The sequence below is a fragment of the Psychrobacter communis genome, assembly GCF_014836505.1.
Taxonomy (GTDB): Bacteria; Pseudomonadota; Gammaproteobacteria; order Pseudomonadales; family Moraxellaceae; genus Psychrobacter; species Psychrobacter faecalis.
The window spans coordinates 1-23,241 of record NZ_JACSQR010000027.1; the positions used below are offsets into that span (position 1 = coordinate 1).

At 44.3% G+C, this 23,241-nt stretch carries 20 protein-coding genes; 18 read left to right on the forward strand and 2 right to left on the reverse strand.

Features of this window, described 5'->3' with window-relative positions:
- The 12 genes from H9653_RS09335 to H9653_RS09390 all read left to right on the forward strand — a co-directional run.
- Positions 1–447, forward strand: a 447-nt coding sequence (locus tag H9653_RS09335; RefSeq protein ID WP_191692070.1) for an IS5 family transposase, incomplete at its 5' end; no start/stop codon positions are given.
- Between the two features lie 153 nt (positions 448–600).
- The gene (locus H9653_RS09340) at positions 601–1,329 is read left to right on the forward strand and encodes a cupin domain-containing protein (protein WP_191692072.1); all 729 of its coding nucleotides are present in this window, start codon (positions 601–603) and stop codon (positions 1,327–1,329) included.
- Between the two features lie 332 nt (positions 1,330–1,661).
- Entirely contained in the window at positions 1,662–2,237 is a 576-nt protein-coding gene (locus H9653_RS09345) for a TetR/AcrR family transcriptional regulator (RefSeq protein ID WP_191692074.1), read from the forward strand.
- 112 nt (positions 2,238–2,349) lie between these two features.
- Positions 2,350–3,864, forward strand: a complete 1,515-nt coding sequence (betB, locus tag H9653_RS09350; RefSeq protein ID WP_191692076.1) for a betaine-aldehyde dehydrogenase — start codon at positions 2,350–2,352, stop codon at positions 3,862–3,864.
- A gap of 118 nt (positions 3,865–3,982) precedes the next feature.
- A complete protein-coding gene (betA, locus tag H9653_RS09355) occupies positions 3,983–5,683 on the forward strand; it encodes a choline dehydrogenase (protein ID WP_191692078.1) in 1,701 nt (566 codons plus the stop codon).
- A 330-nt stretch (positions 5,684–6,013) separates the two neighbouring features.
- Entirely contained in the window at positions 6,014–8,059 is a 2,046-nt protein-coding gene (gene betT / locus H9653_RS09360; RefSeq protein ID WP_191692081.1) for a choline BCCT transporter BetT, read from the forward strand.
- An 845-nt stretch (positions 8,060–8,904) separates the two neighbouring features.
- Entirely contained in the window at positions 8,905–9,834 is a 930-nt protein-coding gene (locus tag H9653_RS09365; RefSeq protein WP_191692082.1) for a hypothetical protein, read from the forward strand.
- Between the two features lie 57 nt (positions 9,835–9,891).
- The gene (locus H9653_RS09370) at positions 9,892–10,476 is read left to right on the forward strand and encodes an alpha/beta hydrolase (RefSeq protein ID WP_191692084.1); all 585 of its coding nucleotides are present in this window, start codon (positions 9,892–9,894) and stop codon (positions 10,474–10,476) included.
- A 281-nt stretch (positions 10,477–10,757) separates the two neighbouring features.
- Positions 10,758–11,393 carry a hypothetical protein gene (locus H9653_RS09375; protein WP_191692086.1) on the forward strand — a complete coding sequence of 212 codons (636 nt, stop codon included), beginning with the start codon at positions 10,758–10,760 and terminating at the stop codon, positions 11,391–11,393.
- 258 nt (positions 11,394–11,651) lie between these two features.
- Positions 11,652–12,326 carry a glutathione S-transferase gene (locus H9653_RS09380; RefSeq protein WP_191692088.1) on the forward strand — a complete coding sequence of 225 codons (675 nt, stop codon included), beginning with the start codon at positions 11,652–11,654 and terminating at the stop codon, positions 12,324–12,326.
- A 40-nt stretch (positions 12,327–12,366) separates the two neighbouring features.
- Entirely contained in the window at positions 12,367–12,933 is a 567-nt protein-coding gene (gene tehB / locus H9653_RS09385) for a tellurite resistance methyltransferase TehB (protein ID WP_191692090.1), read from the forward strand.
- Positions 12,934–13,181: 248 nt separating this feature from the next.
- Complete coding sequence (locus tag H9653_RS09390) at positions 13,182–13,862, forward strand: DUF421 domain-containing protein (RefSeq protein WP_191692091.1); 681 nt, start codon at positions 13,182–13,184, stop codon at positions 13,860–13,862.
- Here the strand turns inward: H9653_RS09390 and H9653_RS09395 are convergent.
- Positions 13,859–14,335, reverse strand: coding sequence for a CinA family protein (locus H9653_RS09395; RefSeq protein WP_191692094.1), 477 nt, complete (start codon positions 14,333–14,335; stop codon positions 13,859–13,861). The two genes, H9653_RS09390 and H9653_RS09395, sit on opposite strands and share 4 nt — an antisense overlap.
- A gap of 291 nt (positions 14,336–14,626) precedes the next feature.
- Here H9653_RS09395 and H9653_RS09400 point away from each other — a divergent pair, with 291 nt between their 5' ends.
- Entirely contained in the window at positions 14,627–15,067 is a 441-nt protein-coding gene (locus H9653_RS09400; RefSeq protein WP_191692096.1) for an MgtC/SapB family protein, read from the forward strand.
- A 141-nt stretch (positions 15,068–15,208) separates the two neighbouring features.
- Here H9653_RS09400 and H9653_RS09405 read toward each other — a convergent pair whose 3' ends face one another.
- Positions 15,209–15,622: a hypothetical protein gene (locus H9653_RS09405; protein ID WP_191692098.1), complete on the reverse strand. Its 414-nt coding sequence runs from the start codon at positions 15,620–15,622 to the stop codon at positions 15,209–15,211.
- Positions 15,623–15,854: 232 nt separating this feature from the next.
- Between H9653_RS09405 and H9653_RS09410 the strand changes: the two genes are divergently transcribed.
- The 5 genes from H9653_RS09410 (at position 15,855) to nhaC (ending at position 23,227) form a co-directional block, all read left to right on the forward strand.
- Positions 15,855–16,811, forward strand: a complete 957-nt coding sequence (locus tag H9653_RS09410) for a LysR substrate-binding domain-containing protein (protein ID WP_191692100.1) — start codon at positions 15,855–15,857, stop codon at positions 16,809–16,811.
- A 290-nt stretch (positions 16,812–17,101) separates the two neighbouring features.
- Positions 17,102–18,373 carry a 2-aminoadipate transaminase gene (locus H9653_RS09415; RefSeq protein WP_191692102.1) on the forward strand — a complete coding sequence of 424 codons (1,272 nt, stop codon included), beginning with the start codon at positions 17,102–17,104 and terminating at the stop codon, positions 18,371–18,373.
- 89 nt (positions 18,374–18,462) lie between these two features.
- Positions 18,463–19,983, forward strand: coding sequence for a 2-oxoadipate dioxygenase/decarboxylase HglS (gene hglS / locus H9653_RS09420; RefSeq protein WP_191692105.1), 1,521 nt, complete (start codon positions 18,463–18,465; stop codon positions 19,981–19,983).
- Between the two features lie 141 nt (positions 19,984–20,124).
- Positions 20,125–21,615, forward strand: a complete 1,491-nt coding sequence (amaB, locus tag H9653_RS09425) for an L-piperidine-6-carboxylate dehydrogenase (protein WP_191692107.1) — start codon at positions 20,125–20,127, stop codon at positions 21,613–21,615.
- Positions 21,616–21,766: 151 nt separating this feature from the next.
- On the forward strand, positions 21,767–23,227 hold the full coding sequence (gene nhaC, locus H9653_RS09430; protein WP_191692109.1) for a Na+/H+ antiporter NhaC: 1,461 nt from the start codon (positions 21,767–21,769) through the stop codon (positions 23,225–23,227).
- Positions 23,228–23,241 lie beyond the last annotated feature (14 nt).

A 23,241-nucleotide genomic window follows, 5' to 3' on the forward strand; every position in this document is an offset into this window, starting at 1 on the left:
GGTGGCAATGAGAACCTACAATCCATTAGTAAAAGTGTGGCAGGACGCGCGACCAAGATTCACTTGGCAGTAGATGCGCATGGCAATCCGATTACCTTTATCTTGTCAGATGGCACGACCCACGACGTTAAAGTCGCACCTGACTTAGTAGACAAAGTTAATTTGAGCAACACAGAGGTTTTATGTGCCGATAAAGGCTATGATTCTGATGCACTACGAGCGCATATTGAACAAGCAGGGACACGGGATAACATCCCTCGAAAACGAAATACTCAGTCTTCTAACGACCATATGGACTGGGACTTATATAAAGCGAGGCATCTAGTAGAAAATGCTTTCGCCAAACTAAAACAGTATAGGGCGGTTGCCACCAGATTTGATAAGCTCAAGCAGAGTTATGAAAATACAGTCGCTCTTGCTTGTGCTTATATCTGGCTCAAATTATGAATGTTCAACACGCCCTAAGCGTTTATCCGCTACAAACTTACTTTGAGCCGCGTAAATACGATTTTTTAATAATAAGAACAGGGTCTTGTTTGTCAGCCGCTGTAAATCAGAGGATAATCTACAGCATTAAATCTAAACTCGAGAAACTATTTTATGCTGATTAATGCAGATTTTACTCGCCGTGCAGCATTGGCACCCGAACACTATCAATGGGTGCCATCACCGCAAAACGGCGTCGAGCGTGTCATGCTCGACCGCGTCGGCGCAGAAAAAGCCCGTGCCACCAGTATCGTCCGCTATGCGCCTGAGTCCTATTTTCCACATCATATGCATCCAGGCGGCGAAGAGATTTTGGTTTTATCGGGAACTTTTTCGGCAGATAATATCGATTATCCAGCAGGTTGGTACTTACGCAATCCACCAAATTCTGGCCATCAGCCGTATAGTAAAGAGGGCGCAGTTATTTTTGTCAAACTTTGGCAAATGCCAGCCACTGAGACACGTTATGTTGCTATCGATACGAACGATGGGGCAAATTGGCAAACACAGCACAATCGTGAGGTCTGTCATTTATTTTCAGATGACAGCGAACAGGTCAGCTTACAGCGTTTAAAGGCCAATGAAGCCCTATTTACCGACACAGTATTTATCGACACAATATTTACCGATGCAATCAAAGGCGGCGCTGAGATACTGGTGCTAGATGGTGAGCTGATAGATACTGAACTTACAGATGACGCTAAAACCTATACTCGCGGTAGTTGGCTACGTTTGCCAGTGGGTGAAAAACTGCAAATAAAAGCAGGCATACACGGTGCTACGGTTTATCTCAAAACTGGTCACCTGTCTAAAGTCATTGGCGCTAAAGTAGAAGAAAAATAGTACGCAAACGTAGATTTAGCAATTATTAATAGCGACTTTAATGGTTTATAGGCTACTGCTTCACTATAAAAAAGGCGTCAGAACTATTTTTCTGAAAAATAGCTTTGACACCCTTTACATATAATCAGCTATAAAATACAGAAAATTATTAAAATAATGTTCTGTAACTCCTCGGTTCATATCTGCCCTTCACATTGCTGCTTTATTTCTGTAAAATACCGACTGTACGGTTTCTTTATCAAAAACTGTTTTTCCTTCTGTATTAATAAAACACATTCTTTTAAAGCCAAATTTACTTTTAGTTAAACTGACGCGCTAATATCGAGATAAAAATGGAAACTCAAAACGCTCATAAACGTAAAAAACAGCCAGAGCTTATACGGCGGGCGCTGCTTGATGAAGCAGCGCGCATCACTTTGGAGCAGGGCTTGTCTAAAGTGACCTTCCAATCGGTAGCCGATGCCGTCGGCGTGACCAAAGGCGGGGTGATGCATCATTTTGCCACCAAGGACGCGCTCATCTTAGAGGTGTTTTATGACGCGATGGCTAAGTTTGAGGCGGAAGTCAATCAAGCGATGGCAAAAGATCCGGTCAGCTACGGCTCGTTTACCCGCGCTTATATCGATGCCACCATCAGTTTGGGCGAAAAAGGTCAAGCCGAGTTTAATAGCCAAGCCACGCTATATGTCTTGATGCTAGGAGATAGGATGCTGCGCGAACGCTGGGCTGAATGGTCAAACGAGCAGCTAAAAAAACACGCTGCCACGGACAATACCGAAACGCTATGTATGGTGCGTCTGGTTGCTGATGGAATTTGGCTCTCTGACTTTTCGGGTATCGATATCTCGGACAAAGCCTCAATACGTACACGCTTGATAACTATGACGCAGCGTGACTTTGACGCTTAAAAATGCATACAAACCACTTTTATTTTTCACCTTTAATCCATGACGACATTGTTTTTAAGACTTTATAAAAAAGCTTTTTTATAAAGCGAACCCGTCGCCCTAAGGAAAACTTATGACAGCTACTCAGACAATCATAAATAACTTAACAGATATTATCGACTTAACACAAACACAGACCGCTTATATCAATGGTCGCTATTTGGCGGTCGATGATTCTTTATCAACTTTCGAAGATATCAACCCAGCGACAGGTGAAGTGTTAGCTATCATTCAACAAACGACGACTGAGCAAATCGATGAGGCGGTAAAAGCCGCGCAACAAGGTCAAAAAGTGTGGGCAGCGATGACCGCGGTTGAGCGTGGCCGGATTTTATTAAACGCAGTTGCGATATTGCGCGAGCGTAATGATGTATTAGCATTGCTCGAAACCAAAGACACGGGTAAAGCGCTTTCTGAGACCAAGTATGTCGATATCGTCACTGGTGCTGATGTCGTTGAGTATTATGCGGGTCTTGCACCAATGTTAGAGGGTCGTCAGATTCCACTACGTGATAGCAGTTTTGTTTATACCCGCCGCGAGCCACTCGGCGTGGTAGCAGGTATCGGTGCGTGGAATTATCCGATTCAAATTGCGATGTGGAAAGCAGCGCCAGCATTGGCTGCTGGTAATGCGATGATTTTTAAACCCTCAGAAGTCACACCGTTAACGGCACTAAAACTGGCAGAAATCTTCACCGAAGCAGGCTTACCAGACGGCGTCTTTAACGTCGTGCAAGGGGATTATAAAGTTGGCGAAGCGCTAACCCAGCATCCTGATATCGCCAAAGTCTCATTCACAGGCGGCGTGCCAACAGGTAAAAAAGTCATGGCAAGCGCCGCATCATCGTCGCTTAAAGACGTAACCTTGGAGCTTGGTGGTAAATCACCATTGATCATTTTCGACGATGCCGATATCGATACCGCTGCTGATATCGCCATGATGGCGAACTTTTATAGTACCGGTCAGGTCTGTACTAATGGCACGCGTGTATTTATCCCCAAAACCTTACAAGCCAAGTTTGAAGAAGCCATTTTGACGCGTGTTAAGCGTATCAAATTAGGCGACCCAATGGATGAGAGCATCAATATGGGGCCATTGGTTAGCTTCCCGCATATGGAGCGAGTGCTTGGCTATATCGAGCAAGGTAAAGCTAGTGGTGCACGCCTATTGACTGGCGGTGAACGTATCACGGCAGGTGAGCTTGCTAAAGGTGCATTCGTTGCACCGACGGTGTTTAGCGATTGCAGCGATGATATGACCATCGTTCGTGAGGAAATATTTGGTCCAGTCATGTCGATATTGACGTACGAGAGCGAAGAAGAAGTGATTCGCCGTGCTAATGATACCGAGTACGGTTTGGCGGCAGGAGTGGTAACCGCAGATTTGACCCGCGCGCATCGCGTCATCGGGCAGATAGAGGCGGGTATCTGCTGGCTAAATACGTGGGGCGAGTCGCCTGCGCAAATGCCAGTTGGCGGTTATAAGCATTCTGGTATTGGCCGCGAAAACGGCATCGAAGCCCTTGAACACTATACTCAGACCAAATCTATCCAAGTAGAGCTTGGCAAGTTTGAATCGGTATTTTAAACAATTGTACGGTAAAAATTTTTAAACAGTAAGGTTAAGGCTTGAGGAATGATTTTTCCTTTTCGCGCCGCCTTACTGCTATGAAATGATGGATATTTTTAATTTTATGGAGCGTTTTATGACATCAACCACACCTGAATATGACTACATCATCGTCGGCGCAGGCTCAGCAGGCAACGTGCTAGCCACGCGCTTGACCGAAGATGCCAACATTAAGGTGTTGCTATTAGAGGCGGGTCGTCCAGACCATCGCTTAGACTTTCGCACGCAGATGCCAGCGGCGCTCGCGATGCCGCTACAAGGCACCACTTATAACTGGGGCTACAAAACCGACCCTGAGCCCTATATGAATAACCGCGTCATGGATTGTGGTCGCGGTAAAGGGCTTGGCGGCTCGTCACTCATTAATGGGATGTGCTATATCCGAGGCAATGCGCTCGATTTTGACGATTGGGCCAAAATCAAAGGCTTAGAGGACTGGACGTATCTCGACTGCTTACCCTACTTTAAAAAGTCAGAAAACTGCGATGCAGGCGAAAATGACTATCATGGCGTCGGTGGTCCAGTTGAAATGACTACTTCAAAACCAGGCGTCAATCCGCTGTTTGAAGCGATGATTGAAGCGGGCGTGCAAGCTGGCTATCCGCGTACAGAGGATCTAAACGGCTATCAGCAAGAAGGCTTTGGGCCAATGGATCGTTTTGTGACACCTAATGGTCGCCGTGCTTCCACCGCGCGTGGTTATCTTGACCGTGCCAAACCGCGCAGTAACATCACTATTTTAACGGGTGCATTGACTGATGTGATTCTCTTTGATGGTAAGCGTGCGGTCGGTGTTAAAGTTGAGCATCAAGGTCAAATCAAAAAATTCTATGCGTCTCGCGAAGTGATTGTTTCATCGGGTGCGATTGCCTCGCCGCAACTGTTGCAGCGCTCTGGCATTGGCCCTGGTCAATGGCTTAAAGATTTGGGTATTAACGAGATTTTAGAGCTGCCGGGCGTTGGTAATAATCTACAAGACCATTTAGAACTGTATATGCAGTATGAATGTAAGCTACCGGTCTCAATTGCGCCTGCCAATAAATGGTGGAATAAGCCAGCGATTGGTGCGGAATGGTTGTTTAATGGCACCGGACTTGGGGCGTCAAATCAGTTTGAGGGCGGCGGTTTTATCCGTACCGATGAGAAGTTTACCCATCCTAATATTCAGTATCATTTCTTGCCGTTGGCCGTGCGTTATGACGGCCGCAGCGCGGTGAAAGCGCATAGCTTCCAAGCGCATGTGGGTTCATTGCGCTCGCCAAGTCGTGGGCGTGTCAAGCTAACTTCAAAAGATCCAAGCGCGCATCCAAGCATTTTATTTAACTATATGTCGCATGAGCAGGACTGGCAAGAGTTTCGCGCGGCGATGCGTATCACTCGTGAGATTATGCATCAACCAGCGCTTGACCCGTATCGCGGCCGCGCCATTGCGCCAACTGATGATCTGGTGACCGATGCGCAGTTGGATGAGTATGTCCGCAACCATAGCGAGACGGCTTACCACCCATCATGTACTTGTGCGATGGGTGAGGGTAATGATTCGGTAGTCAATGGTGAAGGGCTAGTGCACGGTATCGATGGCTTGCGCGTGGTCGATGCGTCGATTATGCCAAATATCATCAGTGGTAATTTGAACGCAACCACCATTATGCTTGCTGAAAAAATCGTCGATAAGATGCGCGGTGTGCAGTTGCCACGTTCAACAGCAGATTATTATGTCGCCAATGGTGCACCGCTCAGAGCCGAGCCGATGCGCGTTTATAACTCTGTCGTTTAAACGCCTTTTTAAATGAATGCCTAAACGAGTATTTAGGCAACTGCGCGAACTAATAAACAATAAATAATATAAGTCCATTTCTATCAAAAGGCCTTTCGTAGTAAAGGTCTTTTTTATCAGCGCATATGTTTATAGAGATGAAAACCGTTGAGGTTAAATTTACTTAGCATTTGCGTCGCTGTTTTTCTAATCGTTTATCTTTCAGTTTTTATTAATTGGTACTGCTTTGTGCGTCATGCGGTGATAAATACCTTATGAGTTTAAGTTTCATAAGACTATGACGGACAAAGCAATATCAGACCCTGTTTCATTTACCGATTGAGGTCTTTTATGTACAGCTCGCCATCAGAAGATGCGACGAAACCCCTGACTCTAAATAAGACGGTTTTTTTAGGTTCAGCTATTATTTCTATTTTATTAATTATCTGGACGATTGCCTTGCCAGATTATAGTGAGGCATTATTAAGCGCCAGTATGGCATGGGTATCAGAGAGTTTTGGCTGGTATTATATGCTGGTGGTTGCCGCTTATAGTATTTTCGCTTTGTTTGTTGGTTTTTCCAAATACGGCGATATCAAGCTGGGACAAGATCACGAAAAAGCTCAGTTTCCTTTTTTAGCATGGGCGGCGATGCTATTCTCCGCCGGTATCGGGATTGATTTATTATTCTTTGGTGCCTCTGAGCCGTTGATGCATTATCTCACGCCGCATACGGGCTTAGAGCCTGCCAGTGCTGAAGCGATGCGTGAAGCGCTGTCGCAAACCTTTTTACACTGGGGTCTTCATGGTTGGGGTATTTATGCGCTCATTGGTATGGCATTGGCGTACTTTGCGTATCGTAAAAACATGCCACTCGCGCTACGTTCACCGCTGACACCGATATTTGGTGAGCGCTTAATCAGAGGCTGGCTTGGTGATGGTATTGATACCTTTGGCGTCGTCTGTACCTTGATGGGTATCGCCACCAGCTTAGGTATTGGGGTATTGCAGGCCAACGCAGGCTTGACACATGTTTTCGGTATCGAATCGAGCAAAATGGTGCAGAGCCTGATTATCTTAGGCGTGGTTGTTGCTGCCGCTATTTCTGCCATGACCGGCGTTGAAAAAGGTGTGCGCCGTTTATCCGAATTTAATATGTTGTCGTCGATATTGCTACTATTGGCCATATTGGTGCTAGGTAATACGGTTTATTTGCTCAATACCTTTACCCAAAATATTGGGCAATATTTCCAAACGATTATTTTTAAAACCTTTGATGTCTATGCTTATGATGGCAGCGCTGGCGCTGATTGGAAGTCAGGTTGGACGATATTTTTCTGGGCATGGTGGGTCGCTTGGGCGCCCTTTGTCGGTTTGTTTATCGCGCGTATTAGCCGCGGTCGCACTTTGCGTGAGTTTGTCTTTGGCGTGATGTTTATCCCGCTTGGTTTTATTTTTGCGTGGTTCTCCATCTTTGGTAATTCAGCGATAGATTTGGTCGCCAATGGCGCAACTGAGCTCGGTGAAATCGCCGTCAATGACGCCGCGATGGGTATGTTTGCCTTGTTTGAATACTTCCCCTATAGCGATGTTTTTTCATTGGCAGGCGTATTTATTGGCCTGATATTTTTTGTGACGTCTGCTGACTCAGGCGCTTTAGTGCTTGCAAATCTAAGCTCAAAAGGCATGACCAATGATACCGACGCGCCTGTTTGGTTACGTCTGTTTTGGGCAGCAGCCACAGGTTTGATTACTTTAGGTTTATTGTTTGCGGGTGGTTTTACTTCGCTACAATCGGTTTCCGTCATTGCTGGTCTGCCGTTCTCGCTTATTTTGCTGCTTTACATGATGGCTATGTGGAAATCACTAAAAGAAGAGGGCAACAAGCGCAAAGCCAGTACGGTTGGCACGGCAAACGTGCTCGATAGCGGTAAAGGCTGGAAAGCGCGCTTGCAGCGTATCGTCAGCTTCCCCAGTCACAAGCAAGTCGAACGCTTTTTACAGACGGTCGTTAAGCCTGCCATGATTGAGGTAGAAAACGAGCTAAAAGCAGGCGGTCTTAAAACCTCACTGGATATCCGAAATTTGGCCAGTATTGGTAAAAATATCGATGCTGCAACCGACGAAGATGACGGTCAGATAGATGGGGTAAAACTGCGCGTCGGGCATGGTGATGAAGATGACTTTATATATGAAGTCAATCTAATCAAAGCTGAGCGACCAAACTTTACCCTTAATACTTCCAGTAAGCAGGCCGAGTTTTATTACCGTGCTGAGGTGTTTTTAAGTGATGGCTCGCAAGAGTATGATTTGGTTGGCTATACCAAAGAGCAAGTGCTGGTGGATATCTTGCACCAGTACGAATGTCATATGCAGTATCTGCATTTAGAGCGTTAATTCATTTATTAAACGCTAGTCTATGGTTTGCTAGACGTTAGAGATGTGATTAATCATCTGGCAAAAGATAACCCCATAAGTTGCATACAGCTTATGGGGTTTTTTATACAAATTAGCTCAATAAATACCCCACTCTCAACTTGTTTTTCTAAGGTATTGGTTTGCTTAGTTTTTAAAATTTCAGTTAAAACAATTAGAATTTTAAATTCTATAAAAACCAAAAGCCTACGATAAGTTGAGATTGGCGTTCAATAAATAATAAGCTTCATGATAGATTTAGTGATAAACCTAGTGATAAGTGATTGGGCGACAGCGGTTGTCGCACGGTTTTTTAGTCGCTTTATTTTCATCAGCTTTTATATTATAGTTATTGAGTCAGGCAAAAATAACAGGACAAACCGTTAACCCTCGGGGCGCAACGCTTCACTTTTTAACTGAGTTGTCTTTAGCAAGCATTTTTAATAATGTTATTTTCGTTTAATCCTAAACAATCACGCCTGCACAAATCCAAACCTAAACCCCCAAAAAAATATTGATTAAAAATCAGAAAAACTGAACAGAAAAAAGCTTGTTAATATTATTTTTTTAAGCGTAATAACGCTAAAAAATAGCGCGACGATAATGAGAAACTACGGCTAAACAATTATAAAAAACACCCAATCTTACATTCTAAAACCAATTAACTTCACTAATTTTATAGCCAATAACGTCATTTAAGCAAATGGCGAACAGACTCGGCTGGCTTAAAATTGCGCTTAACAAAGCCCAAAAAATAAGAAAGCAAGAAAAAAGTACGAAAAATACTGCAACGAACAAACCAAAATCAAAATAATAAGGATATGACGATGACAAAGTTAACCTATCAATTTGAGCAAAAACGTATAGACGATATGCAGTGGTCGCATGGCGCAAAACTGTCTGGAATGACGGCACTGGCGAATGATGAGAAAGGGCGCGTACGTAAAAGCCCATTGTTTTATCTTGAGACGGTTCCGATAAACAATTATGAAGATGATGTATATTTTGTCAATAATACCGATGATACCTTGAGCTTTGTCGCGCCGTTTCGGCTGTGCCGAAACATAGGTGAGGCAAGGGCTAAGCTCGGTGATGTCAGTGCTGAAAACGTAGAAAAAGTAAAACTTTATAGCGATGATATCGACTGTTTATATACGGACGTTTTACCGAAACAAGCGGTGCGTATTGGCAGTACGCATGTCATTTATGATAGCGATGCGCTGATGCAGTGGTTTATCGATGTGCCTTATAAGGGCATTGATACCAAAGGCATTGATACGCATTATGGCATTTGGCGCTTTAATGTGGTGGAGAAGGGCGGAATTGGCGGATCTTATCCATTGCTGTGGGAGGATTTTAGCAAGCCCTCGCACGTAGTGAGCAGTGAGTATGTGACTGAGCGCAATGAGATGCCGATAGAGCCTTTACTCTATGACGAGCGCTGTTCGATGTTAGAGCAATTTATTGAACAGTATGGCGTGGCTGACGCTATATTTATCTTGGCTATTAATGATGTGCTCTATCGCTATTTTGTAGGCTGGAGTGCGCCCTACAATGAGTCCGATATTCAAGCAAAAGATATTGCGCGTAAATTAACAGCGCAAAAACCAAAAGATGCTGAGGCGGTAAAATCCATTATCCAAGCGGTTTATGATTTTTGGTTTGGTAAGGGCTTTGCAAAGAATCTCTCAATGCAGGCTTGTGAGGAGATTTTGTGTTTATACCAAGCGCAAATTGCCAATCAAAAAGCGGTTTAAACAATAGATAAAATTATTAAAAATAATACTAAAAAATAATGATAAAAGGAGAAAGCTATGATGTTTCCTATCGAAAATAACGACACGTTTTTACTGTTTTTCCATGGTCTCGATTCAAGTTGCGAGACCAGTAAATACACGTGTATCAAGCGCGAGCCGAAATATTGTCAAACGGTCAATTACCGCGAAAATTTTGTAGAAATTTTTGAGATTTACGATGCTTTAATTCAAGAAAAAATGCAAGAGTATCCACGCGTGGTGTTGGCAGGGCATTCGCTTGGCGCTTGGTTTGCCAATCATTTTGCCCATAAATATAACTTGCGGGCGCTCTTAATTGCGCCGTGTATTTATCCAAGTGATGTTTTAGCGGACCGTATTCCCGCCGTAGCCGATATGAAATTGTCGTTTCCGACCTCAAATACTGAGATGATGCGAGTGATGGTAGAAGTCGACGATGAAAGCTTGGATGTGGCGGTCGCTAGGCGAACTTTGGTTAATCTGCCGGATAGCTGGGAAGTCGATTATTTTGACGGCGGTCATCACCGTATCGCTCGCAGTAGTGATATTTGGTATCACTTGGTACATCTGTGTGAAGACCCTATCGTTTGGATGGATGAGGCGACGTATCATGGTGAAGATTAGGATATTTGCTGATTAAAAAGAAGTCATGATCGCGTATTTATTTTCTATGGGCTGATGTGCTATCATCATTGAATAAACTATCGTGGGTTTAACAGTTTTGTCCTCGTCATTTATTGCAAATCATCATGATTGCAATTGGTGGCAGCGTACAAACCTTGCAACTTCCAGCACGATATAAAACAATCCTGGTAAAGCGCATGAGCCTGTACTCCGACATCCTCATTTGTGCCTGATTTTATACTTTTTCGTCGGAGTTATAGGAATATAAGGTCTTCATCATCATGAGCCAATCTGCCCAGCCATCCAAATTTACCCGCCGTTTTCAGCCGTGCCATCCTCTCGCACAATACGTCATCGCGCAAATAGATACGTTAGAATATCGCGCGCAATATATTGTCAAAACCATGGGTTACCCACTAAAGCATACCATGCCTGCTTGCGAACGCCTGCGTCATGTGCTGTCCAATAAGCATCTTGGCCTTGACGGCAGCTATATGGATAAATATTTTAGCGCCGATGAGTTTTTAGCAAAGTTATTTTCGGTACTCGATTTGCCTTATGAGCCATTTGCAGAAGATATTGCTCAGATTAAAGATGAAATAGCACAGGGTACTGCGCCGCAACCTCGATATCGCCTGCAAGCCAATGTTGATTTTAAGTTTGATGACAACGCCAATTGGCTGTCTCGTTGGGCCGCTGCACTTTGGACTCAGGTAGATTTGCCAAGCGGATTTGCCAAACTGGATGAAATGGCGCGTAAAAGTATTATTAAAGAGCGTATCCGCACGCATTATCAAGAGCGTGGATCTAACGTGCCGTACGATGGCGCTATAAAAGGCTATTGCTTGATTATGGAACTGCAAGATAAAGAAGTCGAGAGAATCGAGTACGACTTACCAAAATCTAAAAGTGTGTAATAGCCTAAGCGATATTTATTCTATAATTTCAAAGAACCATCTTTACAATCCTATAAGTTAAACGTCAAACTAAACATTATCTTAAACATAAGCCTCTCTATCCTTTTATGATAGCGAGGCTTTTTTGTCGCGCGTAAACTCTTAAGGTTCGAGGCTACCATTGAAGGCAAGTGTGGTCATTGTTATGATAAGCCAAGCTATACTTAATAACTTTTAAGCTTAAAACGATAAAGATTAACCAAACTGCGAAACCTCTCTATGACTCCTTCGATTTCCTCTTATCCTCGTCTGTACTCTTTTCGTCGCTGTCCTTATGCCATGCGCGCCCGTCTTGGGTTGTTGTTTGCGGGGCGACAGGTAGAACTGCGCGAGATAACATTAAAAAATAAGCCGCCGCAAATGCTAGCGATTAGCCCAAAAGGCACGGTGCCTGTTTTGCAGCTTTTAGATGGCACAGTGATTGAAGAGAGTAGAGAGATAATGACATGGGCGCTTGAACAGCAAGATGCGCAAGGGTTGCTTGCTGCCCAGACTTTGCCGCAAGCAAATGCGCTGATTGATAAAAACGACAATGAGTTTAAATATTGGCTCGATCGCTATAAATACGCCGACCGCCATCTCGATATGAGCCAAGCAGAGTATCGACAACGAGGTGAAGATTTTTTACAAATGTTAGAGGAGTTATTAATCAAAAATCCTTATTTACTAGGAGAGAGTATAACCATCGCTGATATTGGTATCATGCCGTTTGTCCGTCAATTTGCGCATGTGAATCGCAAGGTTTTTTACGATTTACCTTATCCAAATTTGCAGCGCTGGCTACAAGACTGGCTCAACCATCCACTTTTTTTGCAAGCGATGACCAAGTTTGCGCCCTGGCAAGAAAAAGATGACGTGGTGGTTTTTCCTGCCGCTTTCATCGATTGTCATTAGTGCTATGATAAAATCTCTCAATTACATATAAGAGGTTGCCATGACCGTTGATCTCAATAGCCGCTACGGCTTGAATCCTGCTCATAGTGAAGTCGTAGAAGCGTGCCAGATTATTGAGCCGTGCGCTGCGCTCGATATGGGCTGCTCAAATGGGCGCAATGCTTTATATCTTAACCAACTTGGGTTTAATGTGACGGCGATAGATGCCAATCCTAGCGCTATCAATATGCTACAAGACATTGTTGAACAAGAAGGACTTACAAACCTCAAAGCCGAAGTGTACGATATCAATCGTGCCAGCCTTGATGCCGATTATGGTTTTATCAGCTGTACGGTGACCCTGATGTTCCTTGATCCCGCGCGCGTTGACGCTGTCATTGCCGATATGCAGGCGCATACGCTGGCTGGTGGTTATAATTTGATTGTTTGTGCTATGAACACTCAAGCCTATCCATGTCCGGTTAATTTCCCGTTTACTCTAAACGAAGGGCAATTACGCGACATGTATCAGGGCTGGGAGTTGATTAAATATAATGAAGACGTCGGCACCATGCATAACGGCGCGCAATTACAGTTTACTACCATGTTGGCACGTAAGCCCAGTTAAGCAATGTTAAGTGATGTTAGACAAGAAATCTTAATCAGATCAAATTAGTCATACTGTCAATTCACAAGGTTGTTAGCGCTATATTTACCACAGCGTTAGCAGCCTTTTTTAATTAAAAATTTTACAAGCCTATACAGCAATAACAAACGCGCTATACAGCGGAGCAGTCGTTTTTTTAATATACTCATACTTAGAGAAATGACACGATAAAAAAATAACACGATAAAAAAGAATAATGGAAAAATAACATGGATTGGTTCAGTATTTTTATTTATGACACCACATGGTCTTTTGCGGCAGAAATCGCCATACGTACCATCATCATGTTTTGCCTGATTATTTTATTATTACGCTTTACGGGCAAGCGCGGCATCCGCCAACTCTCTATTTTTGAATTAACCATTATTTTGTCATTGGGCTCTATCGCAGGCGACCCGATGTTTACAGAAGATTTGCCGCTGATTCAAGCAGTGCTTATTATGAGTATTGTCTTGCTACTTTATCGGTTTTTTACTTGGTGCTCGACAAGGTACAAAATTTTTGAGCTTATCTTAGAAGGTAAGCCGACTTGTATTGTCGAGGATGGTTTATTGGTCTTAGAGGACGTCAAAAAGGGCAAAATGTCGCACGATGAGTTCTTTTCAGAAATGCGCCAAAAAGGCGTGCGTCATTTAGGCCAAGTTCAAGTAGGGTTGCTCGAAACAGATGGTGATTTTAGCGTGTTATTATTTGAGCCTGAGAAAACGCAGTATGGACTACCTATTTTTCCTAAAGAATTTCAGGCGGCAAAAGTGTTAGAAAAGGGACAACCTTATGCCTGTATGCATTGCGGTTATATCGAGAATATCACAATGCTAGATGAAGTCTGCTATCGCTGTCATCAGTCAAAAGGATGGGCAAAAGCGCTCAATACCAAGTTTGTAAATTAAGCAGTATGACTGGTGACCACCTCGATAATACTTTTGCAAATAAGGCTGTTTATACTGCGTAGCTTTTGCTCAGGAGCGCCGTGGCACAGGCTGCGAAAATCATAAATCTCGCCTTGATAGCCGATACAATAAAAAAACGTGCCGACGGGTTTTTCTTCAGTTTCAGAGCCGCCGGGCTTTAGTAGTCCCGTACAGGCAACATGTAAGTCGGCCTCAAACAATTTTTTGGCTTTGCTGACCAGCTCGCGTGTCACCTCTAACGACTCAGGCGTACAATCCTCAATTAATTGGCTAGGTACTTTTAATACCTGCTTTTTTATCGAAACGTCATAACACACCAAGCCACCCATCAATACATCGCCAGAATATGGACTGACAGAAAAGCGATGCGCTAAGTAGCCCGCGGTCGCGCTTTCAATAAAGACCACCGTCAGTCCTTTATCAGCGAGTAATTTTGCACAACTATCGGTCACGCCTGCCTCCTTTTCTTTATTAAAGCTCGTAAAATAAAAACAACCACTATTCACTTAAACTATTACAGTACTTTGCTCGTAATTATTCAATTTATGGATTGATGAATTTGCGTAACTATTATTTAAAACTTACCTTTCTTCACTAAATGTTATTTAGCTTTAGGATTAGTTCTTGTAATATCTTTATATAGTATAAAATATTTGATAGGAAATCGGTTTTTAGCTTAGTCTGAAGAGACTGGGTTTTAAATACAATTGATGACCATTTAAACGGACTTTTAGGTGATAGCTATGTTTGCATTTGATATCAGTCTGAAGATTTTAACCTATCATGCCTTTCAGCTCGGTATCGCTTTTATATTGTCGCTACCGATTGCCCTCAATCGTGAGCTTGAAGACAACGGTGCTGGACTCAGAACCTTTCCTTTGGTGACGATTGCCTCGTGTGCTTTTATGTTGGTAGGTATGGATATCTATCAAGGCTCTGACGCAGAAGCTCGTATCATGTACGGCATCATTACCGGCATGGGTTTTATTGGCGGCGGAGCTATCTTTAAAAATGAGGACGGTGCAAAGGGCACGGCAACCGCTGCTGGGCTATGGAATACAGCGGCAATCGGTATCTCGGTCGCCTATGGGCGCTATGAAATTGCCATTATTCTATCAGTCGTTGGATTTATTATTTTGCAATTCTCCAAACCCTTTAAGCCAAAGCATAGGCGCAAAGATTGATAATTAAGCTATTTAATATGATTGGATAAAAGATATTAGACATAAAATAAGCGAGAACCATGATGGTCTCGCTTATTTTATGTCTCTGTTGCTGTGCGGTTTATTTATTGCGTATAGCGATGCGGTTTGCCAAGCCCAAATTTATTGCACGCCCTCTGCCGGTGTTTGATCGAGATTTGGATTGTTTTCATTAACAACCACAGTATCAACGCCTTTTTCTTCATCTTCTGCACTATCTACGCCAGAATAATAGGTTTGATCTCCATCATTCTCGGTCGCGTCAGTAGAGGTGGTGGTAGTATCTGTAGAAGTAGTTGCCGTGGGGGTCGAGGTCTCGTTGTCTGTCGTAGTGGCTACAGGCGCCATTTCGTCAGCTTGCGTATCAGTAGACTGTACATTGTCATTGGTCGTGGTCATGTCAGCAGTGTCAGGCTCTGTACTAACATCCGTTGCATCTTCTCTTTCGTTGCTGCAGGCGCTAAGCCCAATGACACTGGCTAATAAGGCTATCCAAAGTTTGTTTTGAAGCATGTTAGACGCTAATGAGATTTTCATTTTTATATCCTTGTTATTGTTTTTCATTGCCAGCTTACAATAAGATTTAGCCAGTTTAGAGGTTTATTCCTAAATCTCTGATAATTAAAATACCTGACAATTCAAATGACAGTATGCCTAAATATAATAAAGAAGCTTAAAAAAATCAGGTGAATAAAGGTAAAGGTTTGTCAATCTGTGTATCATATACTCTTTAAAATAATTTATAAGTATCTAAAAGAACCAATACGTTATGAAAACCGATATCAAAACCCCACTTGCTTTTAGAAGGTATCCTTCGACCACAGCGCTGCAATGTTTTGAGACGGCGGCGCGGCATTTAAGCTTTACCAACGCGGCGCAAGAGATGCACATGACGCAAAGCGCTATCAGTAAACAAGTCGCGCAGCTTGAAGAAATGCTGAACCTGTCGCTGTTTTATCGCACACCGCATCGCATCTCTTTAACGCCCGCTGGTAAGACTTACTACTTAGAAGTGCTCGAAATCCTCAAACATATTGAGGCGGCGACTACTAGTCTGATGTCAAACAGTGATAATTCAGAAGTGCTGAAAATCGTCTCGCATCCAACTTTTTGCTCGCGCTGGCTGATGCCTGCATTAAACGGCTTTGGTACAGCGAATCCACTGATTAATTTAACGATTAAAGAGCTGGCTGGGCCGTTTTTTTCTGAAGATCAAAACGTTGATGTGGCATTTTTATATGGCGATGGGATTTGGAGCGCGATGGAGTCGATTAAGCTGTTTGATGAGTACAATGTGGCCGTCTGTCATCCGGATTATTTAACAGACAAAGCCGTATGCATGGGTGATATAGGCAATATAGATAATTGCACGTTATTACAACTTAGCTCACGTCCTAGCGCTTGGTATGAATATTTTAGGCTGCAGGATATTCGTATCGATGGTACCTTTGTCGGCCCGCGCTTTGATACCTTTCATACGACTATTGCGGCGGCATTACTTGGCTATGGTATCGCACTGGTGCCACTGCGTTTGGTTGCGCCAGAGCTGCAATCAGGCGCTCTGGTGACAGCATGGCGTTATGCCTCAAAAGGCAGGGGTGCTTATTATATGTCTTACCCTTTAGCCATGGGCAACTCGCATAAAATAAAGGTCATTGTAGAGTGGATTTCAGCTTATCTTGCTAAGTCAAAGGAGCCTACGCCAGACTTGGATTTCATCTTGTAATGTAAAACAGATTGGAACTTTTTAACTACGAAAGTCTTAACTATGAACCGTTTAACCCTTTAGGTATTAACAAGGTTAAAAAGTACAGTTAGTAAAAGCAAAGTTTGAAAAGTACCGTTTGAAAAGATAGCAACGCACCGGCCTTGAGCCGGTTTTTTTGTTAAAGTTAAATATGGTAATAATAAGCATGGCAATGACAAAAAGGAATGGCGTCACAACTATTATTCGTTTGCTGATAGTGGAGCAGTTTGCTCAAATGACTCTCTCATCAAGGAAGATAAGAGACCACCATGGAGCAGCTATACAACGTCACCGATGCCTTTACGATGGTGCATCCGCTGACATTAACCAAAGGTAAAAATGCCAACGTTTGGGACGATAAAGACCGTTGCTATATTGATTTTGTCGGCGGTATTGGGGTCTTAAACCTTGGTCATTGCCATCCTCATATCGTCAGCGCGATTATCACTCAAGCGCAGTCGCTGATTCATTATGCTTATAACGCCGCGGCTCACTTGCCATACCAAACCTTTATGCCAAGACTGTGTGAATGGATTCCTATTAAAGGTGAGCTTGCAGGCATGCTCACCAACTGCGGCGCAGAGGCCACCGAAAATGCCATAAAAATCACTCGCATGAAGACTGGGCGCACTGGTGTGATTGCCTTTGATGGTGGTTTTCATGGGCGTACACTGGCGGCGGTTAATTTAAATGGTAAGGTTGCCCCTTATAAGCGCGGGCTAGGGCCGTTGTCCGGTGGCATCTACCATATTCCTTTTCCTAGTCCTGATAACGATATCAGCGATCAGCAAGCGATCGCGGCTTTAGAGCGTCTATTTGCGGTGGAGACTGATGTGGCTAATATCGGCGCCATTATTGTAGAACCTGTGCAAGGTGAGGGTGGGTTTCAGCTGCTGTCCGCGGCGTTTGCCCAATATCTACGCAGCTTTTGTGATGAGCATGGCATCTTACTCATCATGGATGAGATTCAGTCGGGGTATGGTCGCACAGGTACGCCTTTTGCCTTTACGCATTTAGGGGTTGAGCCTGACCTGCTATTGCTCGGTAAAAGTATCGCCGGCGGCTTACCACTTGGAGCGGTAGTCGGCAAAGCTGGCGTGATGAATGGTCTGCCAAAAGGGAGCTTGGGCGGAACCTATTCAGGTAATCCAGTGGCGTGTGCGGCGGCAAATGCTACTTTGGGTATCATGCAGGACGATGAGGTCTGGCAATCAGCTAAGCATTATGCCAACACCATTGAAAATACCGTCAATGAATGGCAGCAGCAAAACCTCTCTGCATGGCTATATGGGCTTACAGGAGTTGGCGCGATGCGCGGTATCGAGCTGCGTCATCCAACTTATGGCACGCATCCAAGTGTGATGGCGCATGTCTTAAAACAAGCGCGCGAGCAGGGCTTGCTGTTGATGCCAAGTGGTAAGCATCGACATATTATTCGCTTATTGCCGCCACTCACGATTGAGCCTGAAACCCTAACGGCGGGACTTGACATTTTAAAAGGCGTGCTAAGTAGCATTCCTAATGAAGTGCCAAAGCGGTAGTTGCTGTGAGCTTCTGGGAATTTTTAAAAGTTTCTGATACGACTATTTTTACCGAAAAAAGATATTTTAATTTAAAAGGATACATACTTGTGAAAAATACCTTTATCAATAGCGATGATATTCGCCACGATTTTTCTCTCGCCATGTCAGAGATGTACCAAAAAGAAGTGCCGTTATATGGTGACCTCATTGATTTGGTGAGCGAAGTAAATACTGAAGTATTAAATAAGCAGCCTGAAATTAGGCAGCAACTTGAGCACACCGGAGAGATTGATAGGCTAAATATGGAGCGTCATGGGGCCATTAGATTGGGCACCGCCGCTGAGCTGAGCATGATGCGTAGGCTGTTTGCGGTCATGGGCATGTACCCTGTTGGCTACTATGATTTGGCACCCGCTGGCGTGCCTGTGCACTCTACGGCGTTTCGAGCGATTGACACGCAGTCTTTAAATAAAAGTCCCTTTCGCGTTTTTACTTCTCTATTGCGCCTTGATTTGATTGATGATGAAGCATTAAAACAAGAAGCGATAGCTGCTTTGGATAAGCGCACTATCTTTACAGATAACGTTATTAATTTAATTAAGCGCTTTGAGGAGCAGGGCGGGTTGACGGCGGAAGACGCTAAGCAATTTATCAAAGAAGCATTAGAAACCTTTCGCTGGCATGACAAAACACCCGTGTCTAAAGGGCTTTATCAGCAACTATTAAGCCAACACGGTCTTATCGCCGACGTCGTCGGTTTTAAGGGCCCGCATATCAATCATTTGACGCCTCGAACCTTAGATATCGATGCGGTACAAGCCGGTATGCGAGCAAAAGGCATACCACCAAAAGCCATTATAGAAGGGCCACCGAGACGGAGATGTCCTATTTTATTGCGTCAGACGAGTTTTAAAGCGTTAGAAGAAGCGGTTAGCTTTAAAAATCCTAACGGCGGCTATGAAACGGGGCATCATACTGCGCGCTTTGGTGAGATTGAGCAGCGCGGCGTGGCTTTAACACCCAAAGGCAGAGCGCTGTATGACCAATTGCTTAGCCAAGCTCGCCGCCAGTTAGCTGTGACGCCAAATGCCGATAACGCTTCGGAGTATTATCAGGTTTTAGAAAGTGCATTTGCAGCGTTCCCTGATGATTATCAAACGCTGCATGATGAAGGTTTGGCGTATTTTTACTATCAAGCAGTTGGTAGCGATGCAGATATAGTCGTTGCTGACATTGAACAGACACTAGATTCTTTAGAAGTAGAAAGTATAAATGATTCTATATCAAAGCAAGTGCTTACTGATTTACTTGAGCAAGAAATGATTCGCCTAGAACCTGTCGTTTATGAGGATTTTTTACCCGTCAGTGCGGCGGGGATTTTTCAGTCCAATCTGCATGACGACAGCACAAACGACAGTGCAAACGGCAATGAAAACGGCAATGAAAACGGCAATGAAAACGGCGGCAAACAAAGTAAGGGTGAAGTTCATACTAATAAAGAAGCGTTTGAGAATGCTTTGGGCGCTCAGGTGTACGATGAGCTTGAACTTTATCAAACGCTGCAAGCGCAAAGTCTCAAAGCCTGTTTGGCGAATCTAAATAGTAAAGCCTTAAATGGTGTTATCTAAAACAGTGATAGATAATTGGAACTATTAATGAGCATTCCAAAAAGGAATGGCAGTACGAAATTAATTATTTTGCAACTTAGCTGGGTGCAAGTTAAGTTAATAAGTCTTCAAGGAAGTATAAATTAATAAAAGGGATGGACTATGATCAAGCAGTATATGGCCGCGATGGGCGTCAAAGAAGCACAATATCAAAATGGTGATTTTGACGTCAATAGCCCGATTGATGGCTCGGTGATTGGCAGCATAACCTTGGACAGCGTTGATGAGGTCAACACCAAGATTGCCAATGCTAAAAAAGCTTTTAAAGAATGGCGCGTGGTGCCTGCGCCAAGACGTGGCGAGCTGGTGCGCCTGCTCGGTGAAGTGCTGCGCGAGCATAAAGAAGACTTGGGTATGCTGGTGTCATTTGAAGCGGGCAAGATCAAAGAAGAAGGCCTAGGCGAAGTGCAAGAAATGATTGATATTTGTGACTTTGCCGTCGGGGTGTCTCGTCAACTTTATGGTTTGACGATTGCGTCAGAGCGTCCAGGCCATCACATGCGTGAGACATGGCATCCGCTCGGTGTGATTGGTGTCATCTCAGCCTTTAACTTTCCCGTTGCGGTTTGGTCTTGGAATACCGCACTGGCTATCGTCTGCGGTAATCCGGTGATTTGGAAACCATCAGAAAAAACCCCGCTCGTTGCTTTGGCCTGTCAAGCACTGTTTGAAAAAGCCTTGGCCAAATTCGGCGATGCGCCGGACCATTTATCGCAAATCTTACTCGGTAAAACCGATGTCGGTAACGCCTTGGTTGAGCATAAAGATGTGGCTTTGGTGAGCGCCACCGGCAGTACGCGTATGGGCCGAGAAGTCGGGCCAAAAGTTGCCAACCGTTTTGGTAAATGCTTGCTTGAGCTTGGCGGCAACAACGCCATGATTTTGGCACCAAGTGCTGATTTAGACTTAGCGTTACGCGGCATTTTATTCTCCGCAGTTGGTACAGCGGGGCAGCGTTGTACGACATTGCGCCGTCTATTTGTGCATGAATCTATCAAAGACGACATCTTACCGCGCATCAAGTCCGCTTATGAAACCGTTAGTATCGGTCATCCACTAGAGGGCAATCTGGTCGGGCCACTGATCGATGAAGACAGCTTTAATAATATGCAAGCAGCGTTGGAAAAGGCGCGAGAAGCGGGCGGCACGGTCACGGGCGGCGAGCGCGTCCTTACAGACAAATATCCTAACGCCTATTACGTAACGCCTGCCATTGTCGAGTTTGACGAGCAAAACGATGTCGCCAGAAGTGAGACATTTGCGCCGATTCTGTATGTCATGACCTACCAAGACTTTGACGAAGCCATTGAGATGCAAAACGATGTCCCGCAAGGCCTATCATCATGCGTCTTTACCAATGATTTGCGTGAGGCGGAGACTTTCCTCAGTGACCGTGGTAGTGATTGCGGTATTGCCAACGTTAATATCGGTACCAGTGGCGCTGAGATTGGCGGCGCGTTTGGCGGTGAAAAAGAAACTGGCGGTGGCCGTGAATCTGGCTCTGATGCGTGGAAATTCTATATGCGCCGTCAGACCAATACCATCAATTACTCAAAAGAGTTGCCACTTGCCCAAGGCATTAGCTTTGGTTAATAAAAAGGTGAGTACAGACTTTTGCTAATTTGATGTATTTATAAATAAACTGCCAAGCGTACTTTATAGAAGCTTGGCAGGCTAAAAATGATAAGCAATCAAGGATTGGTTGCCACTCCCATCGACGACTACTAAGGAAGGTAGAACTATTATGATCGATGATAAAACGTATAAACCCGATATTGACGGTTATGATCCATCGTCTAGCTTTTTACTTGATATCGCGCCGCTTGTATTGACTGCCATCATTCTGATGATACAGTTTTTCGTCTTCAAAGATTTCACCCCTCACATACCCTTAGCCTGCGGTATTTTAATCACCGGTTTGTTTATGAAACTGCGTGGCCGTAGTTGGCAAGGTATGGAAGAGCGGTTTTTAAAGGTTATTAAAATCGGCTTGCCAGCGATGATTATCCTGATGGGCGTCGGTATGCTCATCGGCTCATGGATTATCGCCGGAACCGTGCCGACCATTCTGTACTACGGCTTTAGTATTTTCTCGCCTTCCTCGTTTTTATTTTCCGTCTGTCTTATTTGCGCCATTATTTCTGTCGCTACGGGTACCTCGTGGGGCACGGTTGGTACGGTAGGTCTTGCGATGATGGGAATTGGCATGGGACTGGGTCTTCCCGCGCATCTAACAGGTGGGGCTATCGTCTCCGGTGCTTTTTTTGGCGACAAAATGTCACCGCTATCAGATACCACTAACTTAACCCCAGCCGCGGCGGGTGTAGACCTTTGGGATCATATCAAAGGTATGCTGCCGACGACCGTGCCCGCCATGATTACGGCGTTGGCGCTCTATGCTTGGATTGGTATGGGTTATGGTGACGATAGCATCGATTTGTCTTCTATTCGTGCATTGCAGGATAACTTAGCGGCCAATTACAATTTAAGTATCATCACCTTATTGCCAGCGTTAGTGGTTATTGTCGCCGCTGTGATGAAAATGCCAGCGATACCGACCGTATTAAGCGGGGTGCTGGTAGGCTCAGTGATTGCCGTCTTTATGCAAGGCGTGGGCGTGAGTGATGTTTTTAATGTTTTACAAAATGGCTTTGTCAGTGAGACGGGTTTTGAAGTGGTAGATCAATTGTTGTCAAAGGGCGGCGTCATGTCGATGACATGGGTCATTACCTTGACCATTTTTGCCCTTGCTTTTATCGGTTCACTTGAGCACTACGGTACGCTCAAAGCCATTATGGCCAAAATAGATAAAGCGGTGAAGTCGCGTATCGGTTTAATTCTTACCACCTACGCCAGTGTTCTTGGAGTTGGGACGTTAATCGGTGATGTGTATACGACGTTGGTATTGCCAGGACGTTTATTACAAGACAAATATAAAAACATGGGCTATAAGCGCACAACCTTGACGCGCTCTATCGAAGACACTGGTACGCTTTTGTCTCCACTTATCCCGTGGAATATGGGCGGTAGCTTTGTGGCAGCAACACTTGGGATAGCAACATTGACTTATGCACCTTTTGCTTTTGCGTGTTGGTTATCGCCTTTATTTGGACTGTTATGGGCGTTCCTCGATAAATTTATACCGCGCGAAGAGCCTGAAGTAAAAAAGGTCGACGTTGCTTTTTCTGTCAATGAAGCGCGCTAATAAAGGAAGATGAT